The sequence below is a fragment of the Amycolatopsis sp. H20-H5 genome (assembly GCF_035828755.1).
Classification (GTDB): domain Bacteria; phylum Actinomycetota; class Actinomycetes; order Mycobacteriales; family Pseudonocardiaceae; genus Amycolatopsis.
The window spans coordinates 134,025-150,471 of sequence record NZ_JAYMZS010000007.1 but is presented as its reverse complement, the minus strand read 5'-3'; the positions used below and the strand labels follow the sequence as shown (position 1 = coordinate 150,471).

Genomic DNA, 16,447 nt, shown 5'->3' with positions numbered 1-16,447 from the left:
CCGATGGCCCGGCACGAACGGCTGAGCACGCTGCTGGACCTGCTCGGCCAGCGGGAGAAACTCGACGTCGAGGACGTGGCCGAGGAGCTGGACGTCTCCGCGGCGACCATCCGCCGCGACCTCGACCACCTCGCTGAGCAGCAGCTGCTGACCCGCACCCGTGGCGGGGCGGTGGCCAACGATTTCGCCTACGACCTGCCGCTGCGCTACAAGACCGCGCGCAACGCGCCGGAGAAGCAGCGGATCAGCGCCGCGGCCGCCGCGCTGATCGAACGCGGGATGGCGGTCGGCCTCAACGGCGGCACGACCACGACCGGTGTCGCGCGGGCCCTGGCCATGCGGACCGATCTGGCCAGCCGCAACGAGGAGCCCGGCCTGACCGTGGTGACCAACGCGCTGAACATCGCCAACGAGCTCACCGTGCGCCCCAACGTCAAGATCGTCGTGACGGGCGGGGTGGCGCGGCCGCAGTCGTTCGAGCTCAGCGGCCCGCTCGCCACCCGCGTGCTGGGCGAGCTGACGATGGACGTCCTCGTGCTCGGGGTGGACGCGATCGACGCGACGCTCGGCGCCTCGGCACACCACGAGGGCGAGGCGAGCATCAACCGCCTGATGGCCGACCGTGCCCAGCGGGTGATCGCCGTGGCCGACAGCTCGAAGCTCGGCCGCCGCGCGTTCGCCCAGATCTGCCCGATCGACCGCGTCGAAACCCTGGTCACGGACACCGACGCCGACCCGGCCGCGGTCCAGGCCTTCGAAGCCGCCGGCGTCACGGTCCTGACCGTCTGACCCGTCCCCGGATGTCATGAAAGGGTCTTTCCAGGCAATTTCTGCCCGGAAAGACCCTTTCATGACGTTCGCTAGGTGAGGGTCATCGCGAACACCCCGATGGTCGCCGAGGTCGGCAACCGGATCGCGCGCAGCGTTTTGCCGGGGGTGAGCGCGATGCTGTTGGTGAACACCCGGTAGTCCACGTCGGTGTTGGCCAGGCCGCCGGGGGTGTAGCGGCCCTTCACCGCCACCGCGAGCTTGCTGCCGCCGGTCGTGGCGTCCTGGAATGACCAGTTCGGCACGGTCAGCTGGGCCTTCGAGGAGGTGCCGTCGGTGTACAGCGCGACGACCTCGCCGGTGGCCTGGGTGCTCGCGCCCGAAGCCAGGAAGTTCACCGTCGTCCCGGTGCCGGACAGCAGGATCGGCTGCCCGCCTTGGCCTTTCGCGACGTTCGCCGTGCCGGGAGCCGGGGAGGGCCACTGGAACTTGACCCCGTTGGCGGTCACCGCCGCTCCCGGTTGGTAGCCCGCCGCGGCCAGCGCTTCGGCCGGGAAGCTGTTGCCGCTCCCGTCGAAGTTGCCCTTCCCATACGTCGCCGAGTCGCTCACGCCGACGGTGTTGTACGCCTGGGCGATCGACGCGAACGGGATCGACGCCGTGGTGACCGTGCTGGTCGTGTACCCGGCACCGCGCGCGGTGTACGCCGAGTCGAGTCGCACGGTGTAACCGCCCGGTTTGACCGTCGTTCCGGGAGTCACGTCGAACTTCGCCGACACCGTCTCACCGGGACGCACCCGGGTGAACGTGTCCGTGCTCTGCGGCCGCGCGGTGAAGCCCTGCGGCAGCCCGAGCCCGAGTTTGACGTTCTGCGCCACCACCGCGGTGTCGTTGTGGAAACTCGCCGACACCTCGGTGGCCTGACCCGGCCCGTTCCACAGCTGCGGCGAGGCCAGCGTGGGCTTGCCCCGCGTGTCGCCGAGCCGGTCACCGCCGCCGATCGAGCTGGTCTTGATCAGCGTCACGCTGGCACTGCGCCCGGTCGGCACGGCCGGGGTCTTGACCGAAACCACCCCGCCGCGATCCTCCGCGGCGTAGTACCAGCCGGTCTGGGCGGCGTCGTACTCCGCTTTCGTCCGCAGCTGCGGCAACGCGCCGCTGTCGGTCCGGACCGCGCCGGGCGCGGTTCCCGTGTGGACGGTCAGCTCGTACGGCCGGTTCGACGGCTTGTTCGCGTAGGCCCCGCGGCTTTCGCCGATGCGGACCGTGACGTCGCCGCGCGCGTGGTCCGGCGCGAGGACGTCGAACCGCTGTTCCGCGGACTTGCCCTGCTGGTACGCGCGGGTCGCCCGGTCGTCCTCGTACATCGTGAACGACGAGTTCCCCTGCGGGTAGACGTCCACGGTGACACGGTCGCCCGGCTTCTGCTCCTTCTCACTGTTGATGCCGTCACGGAACATCGGCACCACCGCACCCGCCTTCACGAACAGCGGCAGCCGGTCGAGCGGCGCGTAGTAACCGTCCACTGTGGTCGGACCCTGGTACGTGCGGCCGGTCCAGTAGTCGGTCCAGGTGCCTTCCGGCAGGTAGATCCCGTTTTTGACCTCGCCGGTGTCGAACATCGGCGCGACCAGGAACTCTTGCCCGGCAAGGAACTCGTACTTCGTGCTGTCGTCGTACGCTTTCGGGTCGTTCGGGTATTCCAGCGCCACCGACCGGTCGATCGGCAAGCCGCTCTTGTGCGCCTGCGCGGCGTAGCTGTACAGGAACGGCAGCAGCCGCTCACGCAGTTTCAGGTAGTTCCGGTTGATCGCGGTGTACGGCTCGCCCCGGCTCCACGGCTGTTTGGAGGTCGGGTTCGCCCAGCCGCTCATGCTCATCAGTGCCGGGTTGAAGACCTTCCACTGCAGGTCGCGGACGTAGCTGGTGTCGCTGCCGCCGAAGATGCCGTCGACGTCGCCCGCGCTGTAGGCGATCCCGGAGTTGCCGGAACCGGCCACGGCCGGGATCTGCCACTTGATCGCGTCCAGGCTGCCCGCGTGGTCGCCGGTCCACTGCACCGCGCACCGCTGCGCACCGGCCCAGCCCTCGACCATCCAGGCGAACCCGCGGGCGTCGCTGTGCTGCTCGATGCCGTTGTAGGCGTCGTCGCAGCCGCTCAGCGCGTGCCGGTAGCCGGGGCCGACCCAGGCGACGTCGAGCTTGCGGATCCGGACGCCCGCCTTGCCGACCTCGTCGGCCTGCTTGTCGAGCTTCTGCTCGGTCCACAGCCCCATCTCGGTGTTGCGCTTGCGCAACTCGTCACCTGTCTTGGTGAGCGCGTCGACGTCGCGGATGCCGGTGTAGGCTTGGCGGTCCTGGTTGTACTCGTAGTCGAGGTTCGCGCTGTAGCCGCAGCCGTAGTCGTCGTTGACGAGCATCCAGCCGTGCGGCATGTCCTCGTCTTGGAACCTCTGCGCGACCTTGACCGCGTCCAGCGTCGTCTGCTTGTCCGGCTGGGCCTTGTAGTCGTTCTTCGGGTCCGGGTCGACGCCGTAGTGGCCGCGGTTGTAGCAGTCCGAGTCGCCGTACTCCATGCCGTACATCGGCGGCAGGAACGGGCGCCCGGTCAGCTCGGTGTACCGGTTGAGCGAGTTCTTGAAGTCGCCGACGAAGTAGTAGGCGTCGAACCGCTTCTCGTCCTGGGTCGTGCTCACCGGGCTCTTGAACGAATAGGTGCCCGGGGTGAAGGTGTTGCGCAGCACGCCGTAGCCCGCCGAGCTCAGGTAGTACGGCGAGGCGTTGGGGTTGCCGCCGTCCTCCCAGTTCTCGTCCTGCGAGACCTTGATCGTCTGGTCGCGGTGCGAGAACCGGCCGTTCTGCATGCCGCCGCCGAGGAACTGCTCGGCCGGGCCGCGGCTGAGCTCCTGGGTGGTGGCCGTGCCGGTCCAGCTCAGCGGCTTCTGCTCCTCCCAGATCCGGCTGCCGTCGGGCCGGTAGAGCCCGAACCGGAGTGCCTTCTTGTACGCCCGCACCTCGGCGGACTTGGTGCGCAGCGAGTAGTAGGCCCCGGCGTCCGTCCACTGGACGGACGGCACCGCGTAGTCGTGCTTGACCACGATGTTCGAGCCCGGTGCCGTGGGATCGGCCGGGGGAGTGTTGGCAGGGTCGGTGAACACCCCGTCCGGCGCGAGCCAGAGCCGGAAGACGTCGTCGGCCAGGAAGACGACCTTCACCTTGGCCTTGCCCGCCGCCAGTGTGAACGCACCGGTGGCCTGGTCGGGGGTGAATCCGGTGACGGCGCCCAGTGTGGTGGCGCCCGCCGCACCGGCGGTGACCCCGGGCAGGGTGAGGCCCAGCAGCAACGCCAGCACCAGCAGTACCGGCCGTCCCCTGGAGCGCCTATGCAAGTAAGTGCTCAATGTGAGCTCCGATCGCGCAGTATTGAACAGTATAGTTGTTCTACTGCACATGGTGGGCGTTGTCACTCCGCCATTGGTCGTGATCGGTCTGGCACCCTGGTGGCGTGACCCACTCCGAGTCAGAGCTTCTCGAGGACGCCAACCCGCTCCCGGCCGCGCTCGATCCCCGGCTGCGCGCCCAGTTCACCTTCCTGATCGAGGCCGACAAGCTGAAGACCGTCCTGAGGCAGTCGCCGCTCGCCGCCGCCGATCGCCGCGAAAACGACGCGGAGCACTCCTGGCATCTCGCGCTCATGGTGCCGTTGCTGGCGGAGTACGCCGACGAGCCCATCGACGTCGGCCACACGACCAAGCTCGTCATCGTCCACGACCTCATCGAGATCTACGCGGGCGACACCCCGCTCTACGACACCGAGGCGGGCACGAGCCAGCAGGAGCGCGAAGCGGCGGCCGCGGACAGGCTGTTCGGCCTGCTGCCAGGGGACCAGGCGCGGGAGTTCCGGTCGTTGTGGGACGAGTTCGAAGCGCGGTCCACGCCGGAGGCCCGGTTCGCCAAGGCCATGGACCGGCTCCAGCCGCTCCTGCTCAACTGGATGGCGAAGGGCGGCACCTGGCGGACCCCCGGGGTCACCGCGGAGACCGTGCGGGCTCGCAAGGCCGTCATCGGCGACGCCTCGGCGGCGCTCTGGGAGGCGGGCAAGCGGCTCATCGACGAGGGCGAGCGACGCGGCTGGGCGCGTTCCGGCGGACAGGCCCGGTGACACCGGGCGAATATCGCGGGGCGATACCGGGTCTTTCCCCGTGGCTGCGGCCGCGCTCCTGATCTTGGCGACGCACCTGCGGATCCGGTGTTTTCGCTGGTCAGCGCGGTGCGCGTGGGCTCTCTAAGCTGGGCTCGATCAGTGCCCACCAGTGATTTCCGAGGAGTTCCCCCGATGCGTCTTTCCACCCGCAACCAGCTCACCGGGACCGTCGCGGCCGTCAAGGCCGGTGCGGTGATGACGGTCGTCACTGTCGACCTCGACGGCGGCCAGCAGGTCACCGCGTCCATCACCAAGGAGGCCGCCGAGGACCTCGGCCTCGAGGTGGGCAAGCCGGTCACCGCGCTGGTGAAGTCCACCGAGGTCATGCTCGGCGTGGAGTGACCCGAAAGGTCCGATGAGGACGGTCGCACCGTCCTCATCGGACAGTCGTGGGCTCATTCGAGCCATTCGGTGATGAAGTGGTCGCTCTCGTGGATGTGCACGGCTTCGTAGGTCCCCGGCCCGAGCACCGCGAACTTGTGCGGGGTGCCCGCCGCGACCACCAGCACCTCGCCGCCGCCCGCCTCCCGCTGCTCGTCCCCGAGGGTGAACAGCGCCCGCCCGCGCACGATCACGAAAGTCTCCCGGTACGGGTGCCGGTGCAGCCGCGGACCGGAGCCCACCTCGTCCGTGGCCTCCCGGATGATCGAGATCCCCGAGCCGACGTCGCGTCCTTCGATGTTCTGCTCTGTCATGCTTCGGAGGCTAGCCCGGCGGCGACCCCTCGCGCAGCGGTTCAGCCGGAGAGGACGGCGACGAGCTCTTCCCTGCTGTGCACGCCGAGCTTGCGGTACACGGCCTTGAAGTGGTCGTTCACGGTGTGGGGCGACAGGTCGAGGTGACGGGCGATCTGCTTGGCGGGCGCGCCTTCCAGCGCTTGTTCCACCACCGAGCGTTCCCGGCGGGTGATCCCGTACCACGCCGCGACCGCGGGCAGCAGCACCTCGGCGGTGGCGGCCTGCACGGTGATCGCCACCTCGCCGGAGTCGCCGAGCAGCTGAGCCCGCAGCCCGATCCAGCCTTCGGCGGCCGGGATGCGGCTCAGTGCCGCCCCGCTGCCGTGCCGCGCGGCGAAGGTGAGGTTCCAGACCGTGATCGCCAGCGCCTCGTCGTCGGGGAGGTCGAGATACGGCACGCAGGCGCGCAGCCAGTCGCGGCCGGTCGGCGTCGCGGTCTTGATCCGGTCGTCCTGGCCGACGACGATCACCCCCGGCGCGGCCGCCGACCGCCGGGGACGTGGGGCGGTGCGGGTCACGAAGGCCTTCACCGTCAGTGCCAGTGGCACGACGAGCTGCCGGGCGTGGGCGAGCTCGTCCGCCGAGAACGAGGGGCGTCCGCTTTCGCGCAGCAGGATGAGCGTGCCCCAGGCGATCCCGCCGTGGATCAGCGCGAGCCGCAGCTCGTCGCCGAAGCCCGGCTGCCCGGAGTTCATCGTGGCGATGGGCACCGGTCCCTCGATGAGCCTGCTGAACGGCTGCTCGGACCGGCCCTGGACGTCGTCGAGCTGCAACCGGTGGAAGTACTCGCCGCCGTAGCCGTGTTCCTCGGTGAGGAAACAGCCCGCGCCGGTGATCGGATCCTGCCCGGACAGCATGAACCCGTCGTGCGGGACGTGCCGCCAGAGCCGCCGGGAGAGATCGCGGCCCAGTTCCGGCACGGTGTTCGCGTCGGTGCCCATTCCGCCAGTATGAACCAGCCCTACCCCCCAGATCTGGGGATTTCCGGCTGCCGCGAGCTCCGTCAGGCTCGGGGACATGGATCTTCACGAGTACTCGCGGTACGACGCGGTCGGGCTCCGCGCCCTCATCGTGGCGGGCGAGGTCACCGCCGCCGAGGTCGAGTCCGCGGCGCGGCGGGCCCTCGACCGGGTGAACCCCGAGGTCAACGGACTGGCCTCGCCGGTGTTCGAGACCGCGCTCGGCCACGCGGGCGCGGGACCGTTCGGCGGCGTGCCGTTCCTGCTCAAGGACAGCGGGCCGATGGCCGAAGGCGTCGAGTTCTTCGCGGGCAGCCGCAGCTTGCGGGGGGTGCGCGCCCGGCACGATCACGACCTGACGCGCCGCTTCCGCGCCGCCGGTCTGGCCGTCCTCGGCCTGACAACGGCGCCGGAACTGGGGCTCAGCTACGCCACCGAGCCGGCCAGGACCGGGCCGACCCGCAACCCCTGGGACCTCGCCAGGGGGGTGGGCGGGTCCAGCGGGGGAGCCGCCGCGCTGGTCGCGGCCGGCGCGGTGCCGATGGCCCACGCCAACGACTCGGCGGGCTCCGTCCGGATCCCCGCCTCGTGCTGCGGGCTGGTCGGGCTGAAGCCGAGCAGGGGCCGCACGCCGACCGGGCCGGACTCCGGTGACCCGGCCTTCGGGGCGCTGGCGGAGTTCGCGCTCACCCGCACGGTGCGCGACGCGGCCCACCTGCTCGACGCCGTCCAGGGCCCCGGCGTCGGGGACAAGTACACCGCGCCCCCGCCGCCGCGGCCGTACGCCGACGAGCTTGGAATCGGGCCCGGCCGCCTGCGGGTGGCGGTGACGGTCCGAGCCTGGTCCGGGGTGGCGGTGGATCCCGAGGTGGCCGAGGTGACGCTGAAGACCGCCGAACTGCTGGCGGAGCTGGGCCACGACGTCACCGAGGCGAGCCCGGCACTCGACTGGGAGGACGTCGTCCACGGCACGGAAGCCGCGGAAGCCGCCATCGCCGCGCCCTTCCTCACCGCGCCGGGACGCCCGGACCCGGCCAGGCTGGAAGCGGTCTCGCGGGCTCTGCTCGCGGAAGCCGCGGAGCTCAGCGCGCTCGACCTGGTGGCCATGCTCGACGCGCAGAACCGCGTCAGCCGGGTGGTGGGAGCGTTCTTCACCGGCTACGACCTGCTGGTGACCCCGACGCTCGGCGAGCTGCCGCCACCGCACGGCACGCTGTCGTCCGGCGAAGAGGGGCACACCCTCCGCGGCTGGCTGGAAAAGCTGTTCGCGCACGGGCCGTTCACAGTGGTGTTCAACCTGGCCGGGCAGCCCGCGTTGAGCCTGCCGCTGGGGCACAGCGTGGGCGGCGTGCCGATCGGCGTGCAGTTCGCCGCCCCGTACGGACGCGAAGACGTGCTGATCCGGGTCGCGGCCCAGCTCGAAGAAGCGGTGCCATGGCGGGACCGGATTCCGCCGTGTTTCGCGAGCAAGCCGTGACCGGCCCGACCGTCGTGCTCGCCGACGACCACGGCGTCGCGCGCGAGCGGGTGCGAGCGCTACTGGCGCGGACGGGCGTCACGGTGGTCGCCGAGACGGGTATCGGGCAGGAGGCGGTGCGGGAGGTCCTCCGGTGTCGTCCGGACGTCCTGCTCATCGACCCCCGGTCGGGTGAACGGGACGGTTTCGAGGCCATCGCGGAGAGCGGGCGCTCGGCCCCGGGCACGGCGGGCCTCGTGCTGACCGACGCCGAGGACCGCGGTTCGGTGCGGGCGGCGTTCCGGGCGGGGGCCCGGGGATACCTGCTCAAGCCGGTGAAGCCGGACCAGCTCGGGCAAGCGATCATCAGCGTCGCCCGCGGCTCGGCCGTCTTCGACGCTTCGGTGACCCGGTACGTCACCGCGTTGTTCGCCGGTCCGCCAGAGCGGCTTTCCCGGCTCACGGCTCGTCAGCGGGAAGTGCTCGCGCTCGTGGCCGAAGGCCTGCCGAACGGCGCCATCGCGCGGCGACTGCGGCTGACCCCGAAAACGGTGCGCAACCACGTTTCCGCAGTGTTGGCGGGCCTCGGCGTGCCGGACCGGGCGCAAGCGATCGTGCTCGCCCGCGACGCGGGATTCGCGACTGGCTCGTGCGCTGAACCTGGTCCTTGACGCTAAGTCGACCGAGCGGTGCGGGCACTGATGGCGATCGCGATGCATTTCACCGACGCGGCCGAGGACACCAAGCGCGACGTCGACGCGTCGGCCTACGGCGCGAGTCCCGGGCCCCTGCAGGACGTCCTGCGCCGCGGACAGCCCGCGGGCCCGTTCGGCACCCGGACCATGGCGATGACCATCCGGCGGCCATCGGCCCTCCGCTGCGGTTCCCACCTGACCGGCGACACCCGAGACGTGGTGGGGTTGTTCGACCGTGCCACCCGGACGGACCGAGCATGACCACAGTCAGCACGAAACCGGCCCGCGAGCTGAGTCAAGCCGTCATGGTGGCCGCCCAGCCGCCGAGGTCCTCGCGGCGGATCGCGGCCGCCAACAGCTCGGGGAACAGGTCCGGGGTGCAGGCGAACGCGGGCACTCCCAGCTCCACCAGCGCCGCCGCGTTCTCCCGGTCGTAGGAGGGCGCCCCGGAGTCGGACAGGGCCAGCAGTGCCACCACCTGCACCCCGGCCCCGACCAGTTCGCCGACCCGGCGGAGCAGGTCCTCGCGGACGCCGCCCTCGTAGAGGTCGCTGATCAGCACCAAGAGCGTGTCCTCCGGGCGGGTGATCAGGCCCTGGCAGTAGGCCAGCGCCCGGTTGATGTCGGTGCCGCCCCCGAGCTGGGTGCCGAACAGCACGTCGACCGGGTCGTCCAGGAGCTCGGTGAGGTCGGCCACCGCGGTGTCGAACGCGACGAACCTCGTGCGCAGTGCGCGCATCGAGGCGAGCACGGCGCCGAACAGTCCTGAGTAGACGACCGACTCCGCCATCGAACCGGACTGATCGACGGCGAGGATCACCTCCCGCCGCACGCTGTGCTGACGCCGTCCGTAGCCGATCAGCCGTTCCGGCACGATCGTCTTCAGCTCGGGGGAGTAGTGCCGAAGGTTCGCTTGGATGGTCCGCGACCAGTCGATGTCGGCCGGGCGCGGGCGGTGGGTCCTGGTGGCGCGGTCGAGGGCGCCCTTGACCGCGGCCCTGGTGCGTTCGGCGAGCCGGCGTTCCAGATCGGTCACCACCTTGCGCACTACTTCGCGCGCGGTTTCCTTCGTCTCCTCGGGGATCACCCCGTTGAGGGACAGCAGCGTGCCGACCAGGTGCACGTCAGGCTCGACCGCGGACAGCAGCTCCGGTTCGAGCAGGAGCCTGGTCAGTCCCAGCCGGTCGACCGCGTCGCGCTGCATCACCTGGACGACAGTGCTGGGGAAGTACTTCCGGATGTCGCCCAGCCAGCGCGCGACCTTGGGCGCGGACGCCGCGAGGTTCGCTCCGCGCGGCTCGCCGCGCGCGGAGTCCTCGCGCCCGTCGTACAGCGCGGCCAGCACCGCGTCGATCTCACTGTCCTCACCGGACAGTGCCCGCGCGGTGCCGTCGTCCGCGCCGCCGAGCACCAGCCGCCAGCGGCGCAGCCGGTCCGCCTCTTCGATCCGCGTGGTCATCCACCCACCCCCAGCAAGGTCGCCAATACCGGCAGGACGCTCTCCGCCCGCCGTTCGTCCAGTTCGCTGTCCGCCACGGCCACCACCGCCGGGCCGGACAGCGCGGCCGCCCGTTCCCCGATCGCCCGCTTCTCCGGGCGCGCGAAGGCCCCGAATGTGCGTCGCAGCAACGGAAGCACCTCGGTGAACAGTCCGGCGGGGATCGCCGCGAGCCAGCCGTCGATGACCCGCAGCAGCCGCTCGTCGTGCACCAGGAGCAGGCCGCCGCCGTCGAAGAAGCCCTCGACATAGGCCGCGCCGGCCGCGGGTTCGACGCCCGCGGTGAGCACTAGGCCGAGCCGCCGCTCCACCGCTTCGGCGTCCAGCCTGTCGGCGTCGTGCAGGATGCGGGTGAGCCGCCCGGCCAGTAACGGCGGCAAGGACTCGCGTCCGGCGAGCCGGGACAGCGCGAACAGCCACCGCTCCTTCGCCGGGTCACCGAGCAGGGTGGTCGCGTCGTGCACGCCGCCGACCAGCTTGCAGAACAGCGCGGCCGCTTCGTCGTCGATGCCGTGTGTCGCCGGCGGGAGGCCGGCGCAGACCCGCGCCAGCATCCGCAGGGCCACCGCGCGCAGCGCCTCGGTGCCGGTGCCGCGGACATCGCCGTACCGCGTCGCCCTGGCCAGAGCGGGCAGCGCCGCCATGAGCTGTGCCACGTCCGCGTCCGCGGCGGCGCGGGCGTCGAGCGCGGCCAGCGCTTCGGGCAGGGCGGCGGGCAGATCCGCCAGGAGGCAGTCCTCGACCGCCGTGGTGATCTCGGCCAGCGGGGGCGTCCCGGCGACGGCGCCGCGGACGACCTCGGCCGAGGCCGAGGCCACGGTGGTCCCGTGCACCGCGGCCGCCACCAGGTCCACCTCGAATCCCGGCTCCCAGGCCAGCTGCCAGGTTTCGCGGAACGTGCCCTTGTTCCGCCGGGCCGACGCGTCCCTGCTGCCCCAAGCGATCCCGAGCACTCGCAGCCGGTGCAGCAGCTGGGAACGCTCGAGCCCGCCGGGGGTGCGCAGGTCGAGGTCGAGCTCGCGGACCAGCGGATCCCGCTTGAGCCGCAGCCGTTTCGCCGTGGCGATCAGGTCGGCCGCGAGCGGGGCCTGGGGAACGTGGTCCGGCACCTCGCCCAGCCGCTCGCCGACCACGAGCCTGCGGGTGACGAGCCCGGCCCGGACGTCGTCCCCCGCGCAGAGCACGGCCCTGGTCGCCTCGGAGACCTCGGCCAGCCCGGCGGAGGACCGGCCGCGCAGGGCGGCGAGGGCTTCCGCCAGCCGGACCGCCTCGATCACGTGCGCCGTCGAGACCGGGAGATCCTCCTCGCGCAGCACCCCGGCGACCTCGGTCAGCCAGCGGGCCGTCACGTCCTCGGCGGTGGTGAACAGATGGTGGTACCAGCCGGGCGAGCGCACCCCGGCGCCGTAACCGCTGCCCGCCGCGAGCCTGCCGTGCGTCCACGGCACCCAGGTGCAGGCGACCTTCCGCTTCGCGAGTCCTTTGAGGACGGACTGGTCCCGCGCGGCGGGCGGCAGCGGCTCGGACAGTGCGGGCACGTGCCAGGCCCCGCAGACCACGGCGATCCGCTCGAACCCGTCCTTGCGGGCCTTGCGCAACACCGTCCGCATGTACGCCTCGCGACGCTGCTCCCGCACCTCGCCGGGGCCTTCGCCCTCCCGCAACGCGCTCATCGCCTCGGCGATCACCGCGAACGGCGAGGCGCCGCCGCGCCGCGACTCGATCACGTCGTCCCACCAGCGTTCGGGATCGTCGTACCCGCCCGCGGCGGCCAGCTCGGCCAGCGGGTCGGCCGAGCGGCCGGCGCCCGGTTCCGCCGGCTCGGCCGCGAACTGGTAGGCGGCGGGCAGGTCGCAGAACCGCACCGGGACACCGGCCGCGGTGGCGTAGCGGACGGCCTGCCACTCGGGACTGAACACGGCGAACGGCCAGAACGCGGCGCGGGAGACGTCGTCCGTCGCGTAGGCCAGCAGCGCGACCGGCGGCCGCATCGCGTCCTCCGCCGCCAGCGCCACCAGCGCGTCGGCCTCCGGGGGACCTTCGATCAGCACGACGTCCGGCGCCAGCTCGGCCAGCCGGGCGGCCACCGCGCGCGCGGACCCCGGCCCGTGGTGCCGGATCCCGAGCAGCTGGGTGGCGGGCTCACTCATGCTGTGCCCCCTCACGCTGTGCCCCCTCGAACCAGGCTTGGCTCATCCCGTGAACTCCTGGCCCGCCCGGTAGAAATCGGCCCAGCCGTCGCGTTCGCGGACCACGGTCTCCAGGTACTCGATCCAGATCGCGCGATCGGCCACCGGGTCCTTCACCACCGCGCCGTGGATCCCGGCGGCCACGTCGTGCGGCCGGAGCACCCCGTCGCCGAAGTGCGCGGCCAGCGCGAGCCCGCCGGTGAGCACGCTGATCGCCTCGGCGGTCGACAACGTGCCGGACGGCGACTTCACGGCCGTGCGGCCGTCCTCGGTGCGGCCCGAGCGCAGCTCGCGGAACACCGTGACCACCCGGCGGATCTCGGACAGTTCGGCGGCTTCGGCGGGGAGCTGCAACGACGTCCCGAGCTGGGCCACCCGGCGGCTGACGATCTCCACCTCGGCGTCCGCGGAGTCCGGCAGCGGCAGGATCACCGTGTTGAACCGGCGGCGCAGCGCGCTGGACAGCTCGTTGACGCCCTTGTCCCGGTTGTTCGCCGTGGCGATCAGGTTGAAGCCCGGTGTCGCCTGGATCTCGGTGTTGAGCTCGGGCACCGGCAGCGTCTTCTCGGACAGGATGGTGATCAGCGTGTCCTGGACGTCGGCCGGGATGCGGGTGAGCTCCTCGAGCCTGGCGAGCTTGCCGTCCCGCATCGCGCGCAGCACCGGGCTTTCCACGATCGCCTGCTCGCTCGGCCCCTCGGCGATCAGCCGCGCGTAGTTCCAGCCGTAGCGGATGGATTCCTCGGACGTGCCCGCGGTGCCCTGGACCAGCAGCGTCGAGTCCCCGCTGATCGCCGCGGACAGGTGCTCGGACACCCAGGTCTTCGCCGTGCCGGGGACGCCGAGCAGCAGCAGCGCGCGATCGGTGGCGAGGGTGGCGACCGCGACCTCGATCAGCCGTCGTGGCCCGACGTACTTGGGGCTGATCACCGTCCCGTCGGACAGGGTGCCGCCGAGCAGGTACCGGACCACCGCCCACGGCGACAGCCGCCAGGACGGCGGGCGGGCACGATCGTCGTCGGCGGCCAGTGCGGCCAGCTCCTCGGCGTAGTCCTGCTCGGCGTGGGGCCGGAGCACCGGGGAAGGCACCCGGGAAGGCACTGGGGAATGCACCGTGGACGTCATACGAGCTCCTCATGCATTTCGCGACGGAAGGTCAGGGTTTCGGTCAGTGCGCGCCGCCAGGGGGCGGCGTCTTCGGGCAGGGGATCAACGGCTCGCAGGCAGCTCGGCGGTACGGACCGGGCGATGACGACCGCGGCGTGGGCGACTACTCGCTGATCGCCCTGCGCGGCGACCCAGCCGAGCAGGGCACTCCCCAGCTCGCGTGGCCACGGCGCGGGCAGCTCGAGAATCAGCTTGGCCATCGTCTCGGCGTTCACATGGGTGGCGAGGTCCAGGACCGCCGCGGCCCGCGCTCGAGGCTCCAGCGCGCCGACGAGCGCGGCCGCGCCGCGACCGCCAGGGTCCGCCGCCAGCAGCGCCCGCGCCCACGGTTCGTCACGCTGCCGGACCGCGGCGGCGGCCCAGCTTTCGCGCAGTACGCCCGCCGCGCACCCCTCGACGGGCATGCGCAGCACCCCGGGCGGCAGGCCGAACTCCGCCCAGAAGGCCAGCGGTGTCGCCGCGACGATCTGGCGCAGCCACCCGGTGCCCTGCTCGGGGCCCGCCGGCACGCGGACGCCGTCGCGCGCCGTGTCCACGGCGTCCGGCAGGGTGATCTGCAGGACGTCCGGGCGCAGCGCCCGTTTGCGGACCCGCACGAGCGGCCGCAGCCGCTCGGCCATCCGGTGCCCGAGCGCGGCCCCGGGAAGCGTGCCCAGCAGGCCGATCGCCTGCTGGCGCACCGAAACGGCCCGATCGTCCAGCGCGGCTTCGAGGAACGGCTCGTCCGTTGTGCGGAGATGCTCGCCGAGCAGACCGAGAAAACCGGCCCGCACCTCGGCCGGTTCGCCGCGCCAGGCGCCGGTGAGCGCTACACGCGCGGCGTCCGGGTCTTCGGCGAGGGCCTTCCTCAGCCACTCGCGGCGCTGGACGAGGTTGCCGTAGCGCCAGACGTCGGCGTCACCGTCCGGGATGGGCGAAGCGAGAAACGTCCACTCCGGATTGTGCTCGCCGAGCCAGCCGCCTGCCGAACCCGCGACCGCCACCAGCGGCGCCCGCAGGGAGATCCGGGCGCGGGCCGCGTCCGCCAGCGCGGGCAGCCGTTCGGGCGGCACCCGGAGCCCGGCGGCGGCGACCGCGCCGAGCCATTCGTCGAGCAGCTCGGGCCGGTTCGCCGACAGCAGCCGGGCCAGCCGCTCTCGTGCGGCGGGCCGGATGAGCGGCCTGCCGTCGGGGGCGGCGACCGGCATCGGCAGTGTGCCGGACAGGGGGACTTGCCCGGCTCGCCGGTAGTTCGTCAGCAGCGCGGCGGTGGCCAGCAGCGCCTCGGCGGGATCTTCCCGCGTCTCGACCTTCGCGCCGACCGCGGGGGGTAACGCGGCCGGGTCGGTGGTTCGGCGCTGGGTGCCGAGCAATGCCGTGCTCACCAGCTCTTCCCAGGCTTTCACAGCCGCACCGCCCGATCCTCGTGCCAGCAGGCCAACGGCCGCAGGCCGGACGTCGTCCACTCCGCGGCCACGGTGATCGGCGCGCCCGCGGACAACGCCAGCAACGGCCAATGGTCCGCGGCGGGCACCAGCGGCAGCGCTGAACCCTCCACATCGGACAGTGCGAACCCGTTTTCGTACCGGGCCGGTATCACCCGGGAGAGCAGCATCGGCCACCGGTCCAGCCAGGGATCGGCCGCCAGGGCGCGGGCATGGGCGCCGAGCGAGGCCGCCACGGAATCGCCATCGGGGCAGGGCGCGGGAACGGGTTCACCGCGCTCGGCCACCATCGCCCGCAGCGGTGACGAGCCCGGGTAATACGCCAGCTCGCCGGGCACGACGTGGCCGGAGGGCAGCGAGCCGTCCAGTGGGCGGCCCTGCGGGGCGAAGGACAGCACCAGTGCGAACCGCCCGGTGTGCTTGCCGCGCAACCATGTCCGCCGGGTGATGAGCCTGTCGTGCTCCTCGTCCGCCACTCCGCAGACCAGCCAGAGATCGGCCACCCGATCCCCGTGCTCCAGCACCTTCGCACTGTCCACAGTGAACCCCAGCCGCGTCCGCACTGTTTCGGCGAGCTCGGTGGGCAGCTCGCCGAGCCGCGTGCACGCCTCCGCGAGCACGTACAGCAGGGAGAGTTCCGAAAGCAGGGCGCCGGGCCAGTCACGCCCACGGCCGACGAGCCCGGCGGCGCGGCGAAGGCCACCGGCCAGCCCGGGAGCCTGCGCGTCCACCATGCGCGCGGCGACCGTGCGCAGCTCGTCGGCGCCGCCCACGCTCAGGCCGCCGAACCCGGACCGGGCCCGATCGGTCAGCCACTCACGAAGCTCGGCGGCACCACCGGCGACCCGCTCGGCCCTGTCCCCGGCCCGTTTCGCCGAAGCCTCCGTACTTCGCGGAGTCGAAGGCGCGGCCCGTTTTTCCGCGCGCTGGGCCTTGGCCGCGCGCCCGTCGAGCCAGCCTCCGACCCACTCCGGCGGTGGCCCCTCGTGCACCTCGCCAGCGGCCCAGAGCAGCAACAGGCCGAGCGCGTGTTTGCACGGGAATTTACGGCTGGGACAGGAACAGCGGAACGCGGGCTCGTCGAGCTCCACGCACGCCTGGTAAGGCTTTTGCCCGCTGCCTTTGCAGGCGCCCCAAACCGCGTCGGGCGAGGCGCCCAGCCCCGACCATTTCGACGCCGAAGCCTGCGCGCGACCCGCCTTGGCCGACGCCGCGTCCGGCGCGAGCTCGATCACGCGCTCGGCACCCCAGGGCACCACCGATGCCGTCACCAGACCCCCTCGATCCCTTGCCGTCCGGGCGTTCCCCGGCGCCGCCAAGCACCGGAAGCCCGCATCAGCGGCTTGTGGA

14 protein-coding genes are annotated in these 16,447 nt (G+C 72.1%); 6 read left to right on the top strand and 8 right to left on the bottom strand.

Annotated elements, in window-relative coordinates:
• The first annotated feature begins 3 nt into the window (after positions 1-3).
• Positions 4-789, top strand: a complete 786-nt coding sequence (locus QMK34_RS06045) for a DeoR/GlpR family DNA-binding transcription regulator (RefSeq protein WP_326412374.1) — start codon at positions 4-6, stop codon at positions 787-789.
• Positions 790-860: 71 nt separating this feature from the next.
• On the opposite strand, the gene QMK34_RS06040 is transcribed toward QMK34_RS06045, so the two are convergent.
• Entirely contained in the window at positions 861-4,169 is a 3,309-nt protein-coding gene (locus QMK34_RS06040) for a TIM-barrel domain-containing protein (RefSeq protein ID WP_326412373.1), read from the bottom strand.
• 104 nt (positions 4,170-4,273) lie between these two features.
• Here QMK34_RS06040 and QMK34_RS06035 point away from each other — a divergent pair, with 104 nt between their 5' ends.
• Together QMK34_RS06035 and QMK34_RS06030 are read left to right on the top strand one after the other, a co-directional pair.
• Positions 4,274-4,930, top strand: coding sequence for an HD domain-containing protein (locus QMK34_RS06035; protein ID WP_326412371.1), 657 nt, complete (start codon positions 4,274-4,276; stop codon positions 4,928-4,930).
• 174 nt (positions 4,931-5,104) lie between these two features.
• Complete coding sequence (locus QMK34_RS06030) at positions 5,105-5,314, top strand: TOBE domain-containing protein (protein ID WP_326412369.1); 210 nt, start codon at positions 5,105-5,107, stop codon at positions 5,312-5,314.
• A 53-nt stretch (positions 5,315-5,367) separates the two neighbouring features.
• On the opposite strand, the gene QMK34_RS06025 is transcribed toward QMK34_RS06030, so the two are convergent.
• The gene (locus QMK34_RS06025) at positions 5,368-5,667 is read right to left on the bottom strand and encodes a cupin domain-containing protein (RefSeq protein ID WP_326412367.1); all 300 of its coding nucleotides are present in this window, start codon (positions 5,665-5,667) and stop codon (positions 5,368-5,370) included.
• Positions 5,668-5,708: 41 nt separating this feature from the next.
• A complete protein-coding gene (locus QMK34_RS06020; RefSeq protein WP_326412365.1) occupies positions 5,709-6,650 on the bottom strand; it encodes a helix-turn-helix transcriptional regulator in 942 nt (313 codons plus the stop codon).
• 76 nt (positions 6,651-6,726) lie between these two features.
• Here QMK34_RS06020 and QMK34_RS06015 point away from each other — a divergent pair, with 76 nt between their 5' ends.
• From QMK34_RS06015 to QMK34_RS06005, 3 genes are read left to right on the top strand one after another with little or no spacing between them, the layout of a single operon-like run.
• Positions 6,727-8,145: an amidase gene (locus QMK34_RS06015; protein WP_326412363.1), complete on the top strand. Its 1,419-nt coding sequence runs from the start codon at positions 6,727-6,729 to the stop codon at positions 8,143-8,145.
• Positions 8,103-8,795 (top strand): response regulator transcription factor, encoded by a 693-nt coding sequence (locus QMK34_RS06010; protein ID WP_326412362.1) that lies wholly within the window; start codon positions 8,103-8,105, stop codon positions 8,793-8,795. The genes QMK34_RS06015 and QMK34_RS06010 overlap by 43 nt, the downstream gene beginning before the upstream one ends.
• Before the next feature lie 30 nt (positions 8,796-8,825).
• Complete coding sequence (locus tag QMK34_RS06005) at positions 8,826-9,080, top strand: hypothetical protein (RefSeq protein ID WP_326412361.1); 255 nt, start codon at positions 8,826-8,828, stop codon at positions 9,078-9,080.
• A gap of 34 nt (positions 9,081-9,114) precedes the next feature.
• On the opposite strand, the gene QMK34_RS06000 is transcribed toward QMK34_RS06005, so the two are convergent.
• Genes QMK34_RS06000 through QMK34_RS05980 form a run of 5 tightly spaced genes read right to left on the bottom strand, consistent with a single transcriptional unit; the run spans position 9,115 to position 16,368 of the window.
• Positions 9,115-10,278 (bottom strand): VWA domain-containing protein, encoded by a 1,164-nt coding sequence (locus tag QMK34_RS06000; protein WP_326412359.1) that lies wholly within the window; start codon positions 10,276-10,278, stop codon positions 9,115-9,117.
• Entirely contained in the window at positions 10,275-12,467 is a 2,193-nt protein-coding gene (locus QMK34_RS05995) for a DUF5682 family protein (protein WP_326412358.1), read from the bottom strand. The genes QMK34_RS06000 and QMK34_RS05995 overlap by 4 nt, the downstream gene beginning before the upstream one ends.
• Before the next feature lie 42 nt (positions 12,468-12,509).
• A complete protein-coding gene (locus QMK34_RS05990) occupies positions 12,510-13,631 on the bottom strand; it encodes an ATP-binding protein (RefSeq protein WP_326412357.1) in 1,122 nt (373 codons plus the stop codon).
• Positions 13,628-15,058 (bottom strand): DUF5691 domain-containing protein, encoded by a 1,431-nt coding sequence (locus QMK34_RS05985; protein ID WP_326412355.1) that lies wholly within the window; start codon positions 15,056-15,058, stop codon positions 13,628-13,630. The genes QMK34_RS05990 and QMK34_RS05985 overlap by 4 nt, the downstream gene beginning before the upstream one ends.
• Positions 15,055-16,368, bottom strand: a complete 1,314-nt coding sequence (locus QMK34_RS05980; protein WP_326412354.1) for an SWIM zinc finger family protein — start codon at positions 16,366-16,368, stop codon at positions 15,055-15,057. The genes QMK34_RS05985 and QMK34_RS05980 overlap by 4 nt, the downstream gene beginning before the upstream one ends.
• Positions 16,369-16,447 lie beyond the last annotated feature (79 nt).

What these genes read in the sequence shown, in the direction of transcription:
- QMK34_RS06045 (WP_326412374.1), top strand. Translation starts at nt 4, where the DNA reads ATGGCCCGGCACGAACGGCTGAGCACGCTGCTGGACCTGCTCGGCCAG.
- QMK34_RS06030 (WP_326412369.1), top strand. Translation starts at nt 5,105, where the DNA reads ATGCGTCTTTCCACCCGCAACCAGCTCACCGGGACCGTCGCGGCCGTC.
- QMK34_RS06025 (WP_326412367.1), bottom strand. Translation starts at nt 5,667, where the DNA reads ATGACAGAGCAGAACATCGAAGGACGCGACGTCGGCTCGGGGATCTCG.
- QMK34_RS06020 (WP_326412365.1), bottom strand. Translation starts at nt 6,650, where the DNA reads ATGGGCACCGACGCGAACACCGTGCCGGAACTGGGCCGCGATCTCTCC.
- QMK34_RS06015 (WP_326412363.1), top strand. Translation starts at nt 6,727, where the DNA reads ATGGATCTTCACGAGTACTCGCGGTACGACGCGGTCGGGCTCCGCGCC.
- QMK34_RS06010 (WP_326412362.1), top strand. Translation starts at nt 8,103, where the DNA reads ATGGCGGGACCGGATTCCGCCGTGTTTCGCGAGCAAGCCGTGACCGGC.
- QMK34_RS06005 (WP_326412361.1), top strand. Translation starts at nt 8,826, where the DNA reads ATGGCGATCGCGATGCATTTCACCGACGCGGCCGAGGACACCAAGCGC.
- QMK34_RS06000 (WP_326412359.1), bottom strand. Translation starts at nt 10,278, where the DNA reads ATGACCACGCGGATCGAAGAGGCGGACCGGCTGCGCCGCTGGCGGCTG.
- QMK34_RS05995 (WP_326412358.1), bottom strand. Translation starts at nt 12,467, where the DNA reads ATGAGTGAGCCCGCCACCCAGCTGCTCGGGATCCGGCACCACGGGCCG.
- QMK34_RS05990 (WP_326412357.1), bottom strand. Translation starts at nt 13,631, where the DNA reads ATGACGTCCACGGTGCATTCCCCAGTGCCTTCCCGGGTGCCTTCCCCG.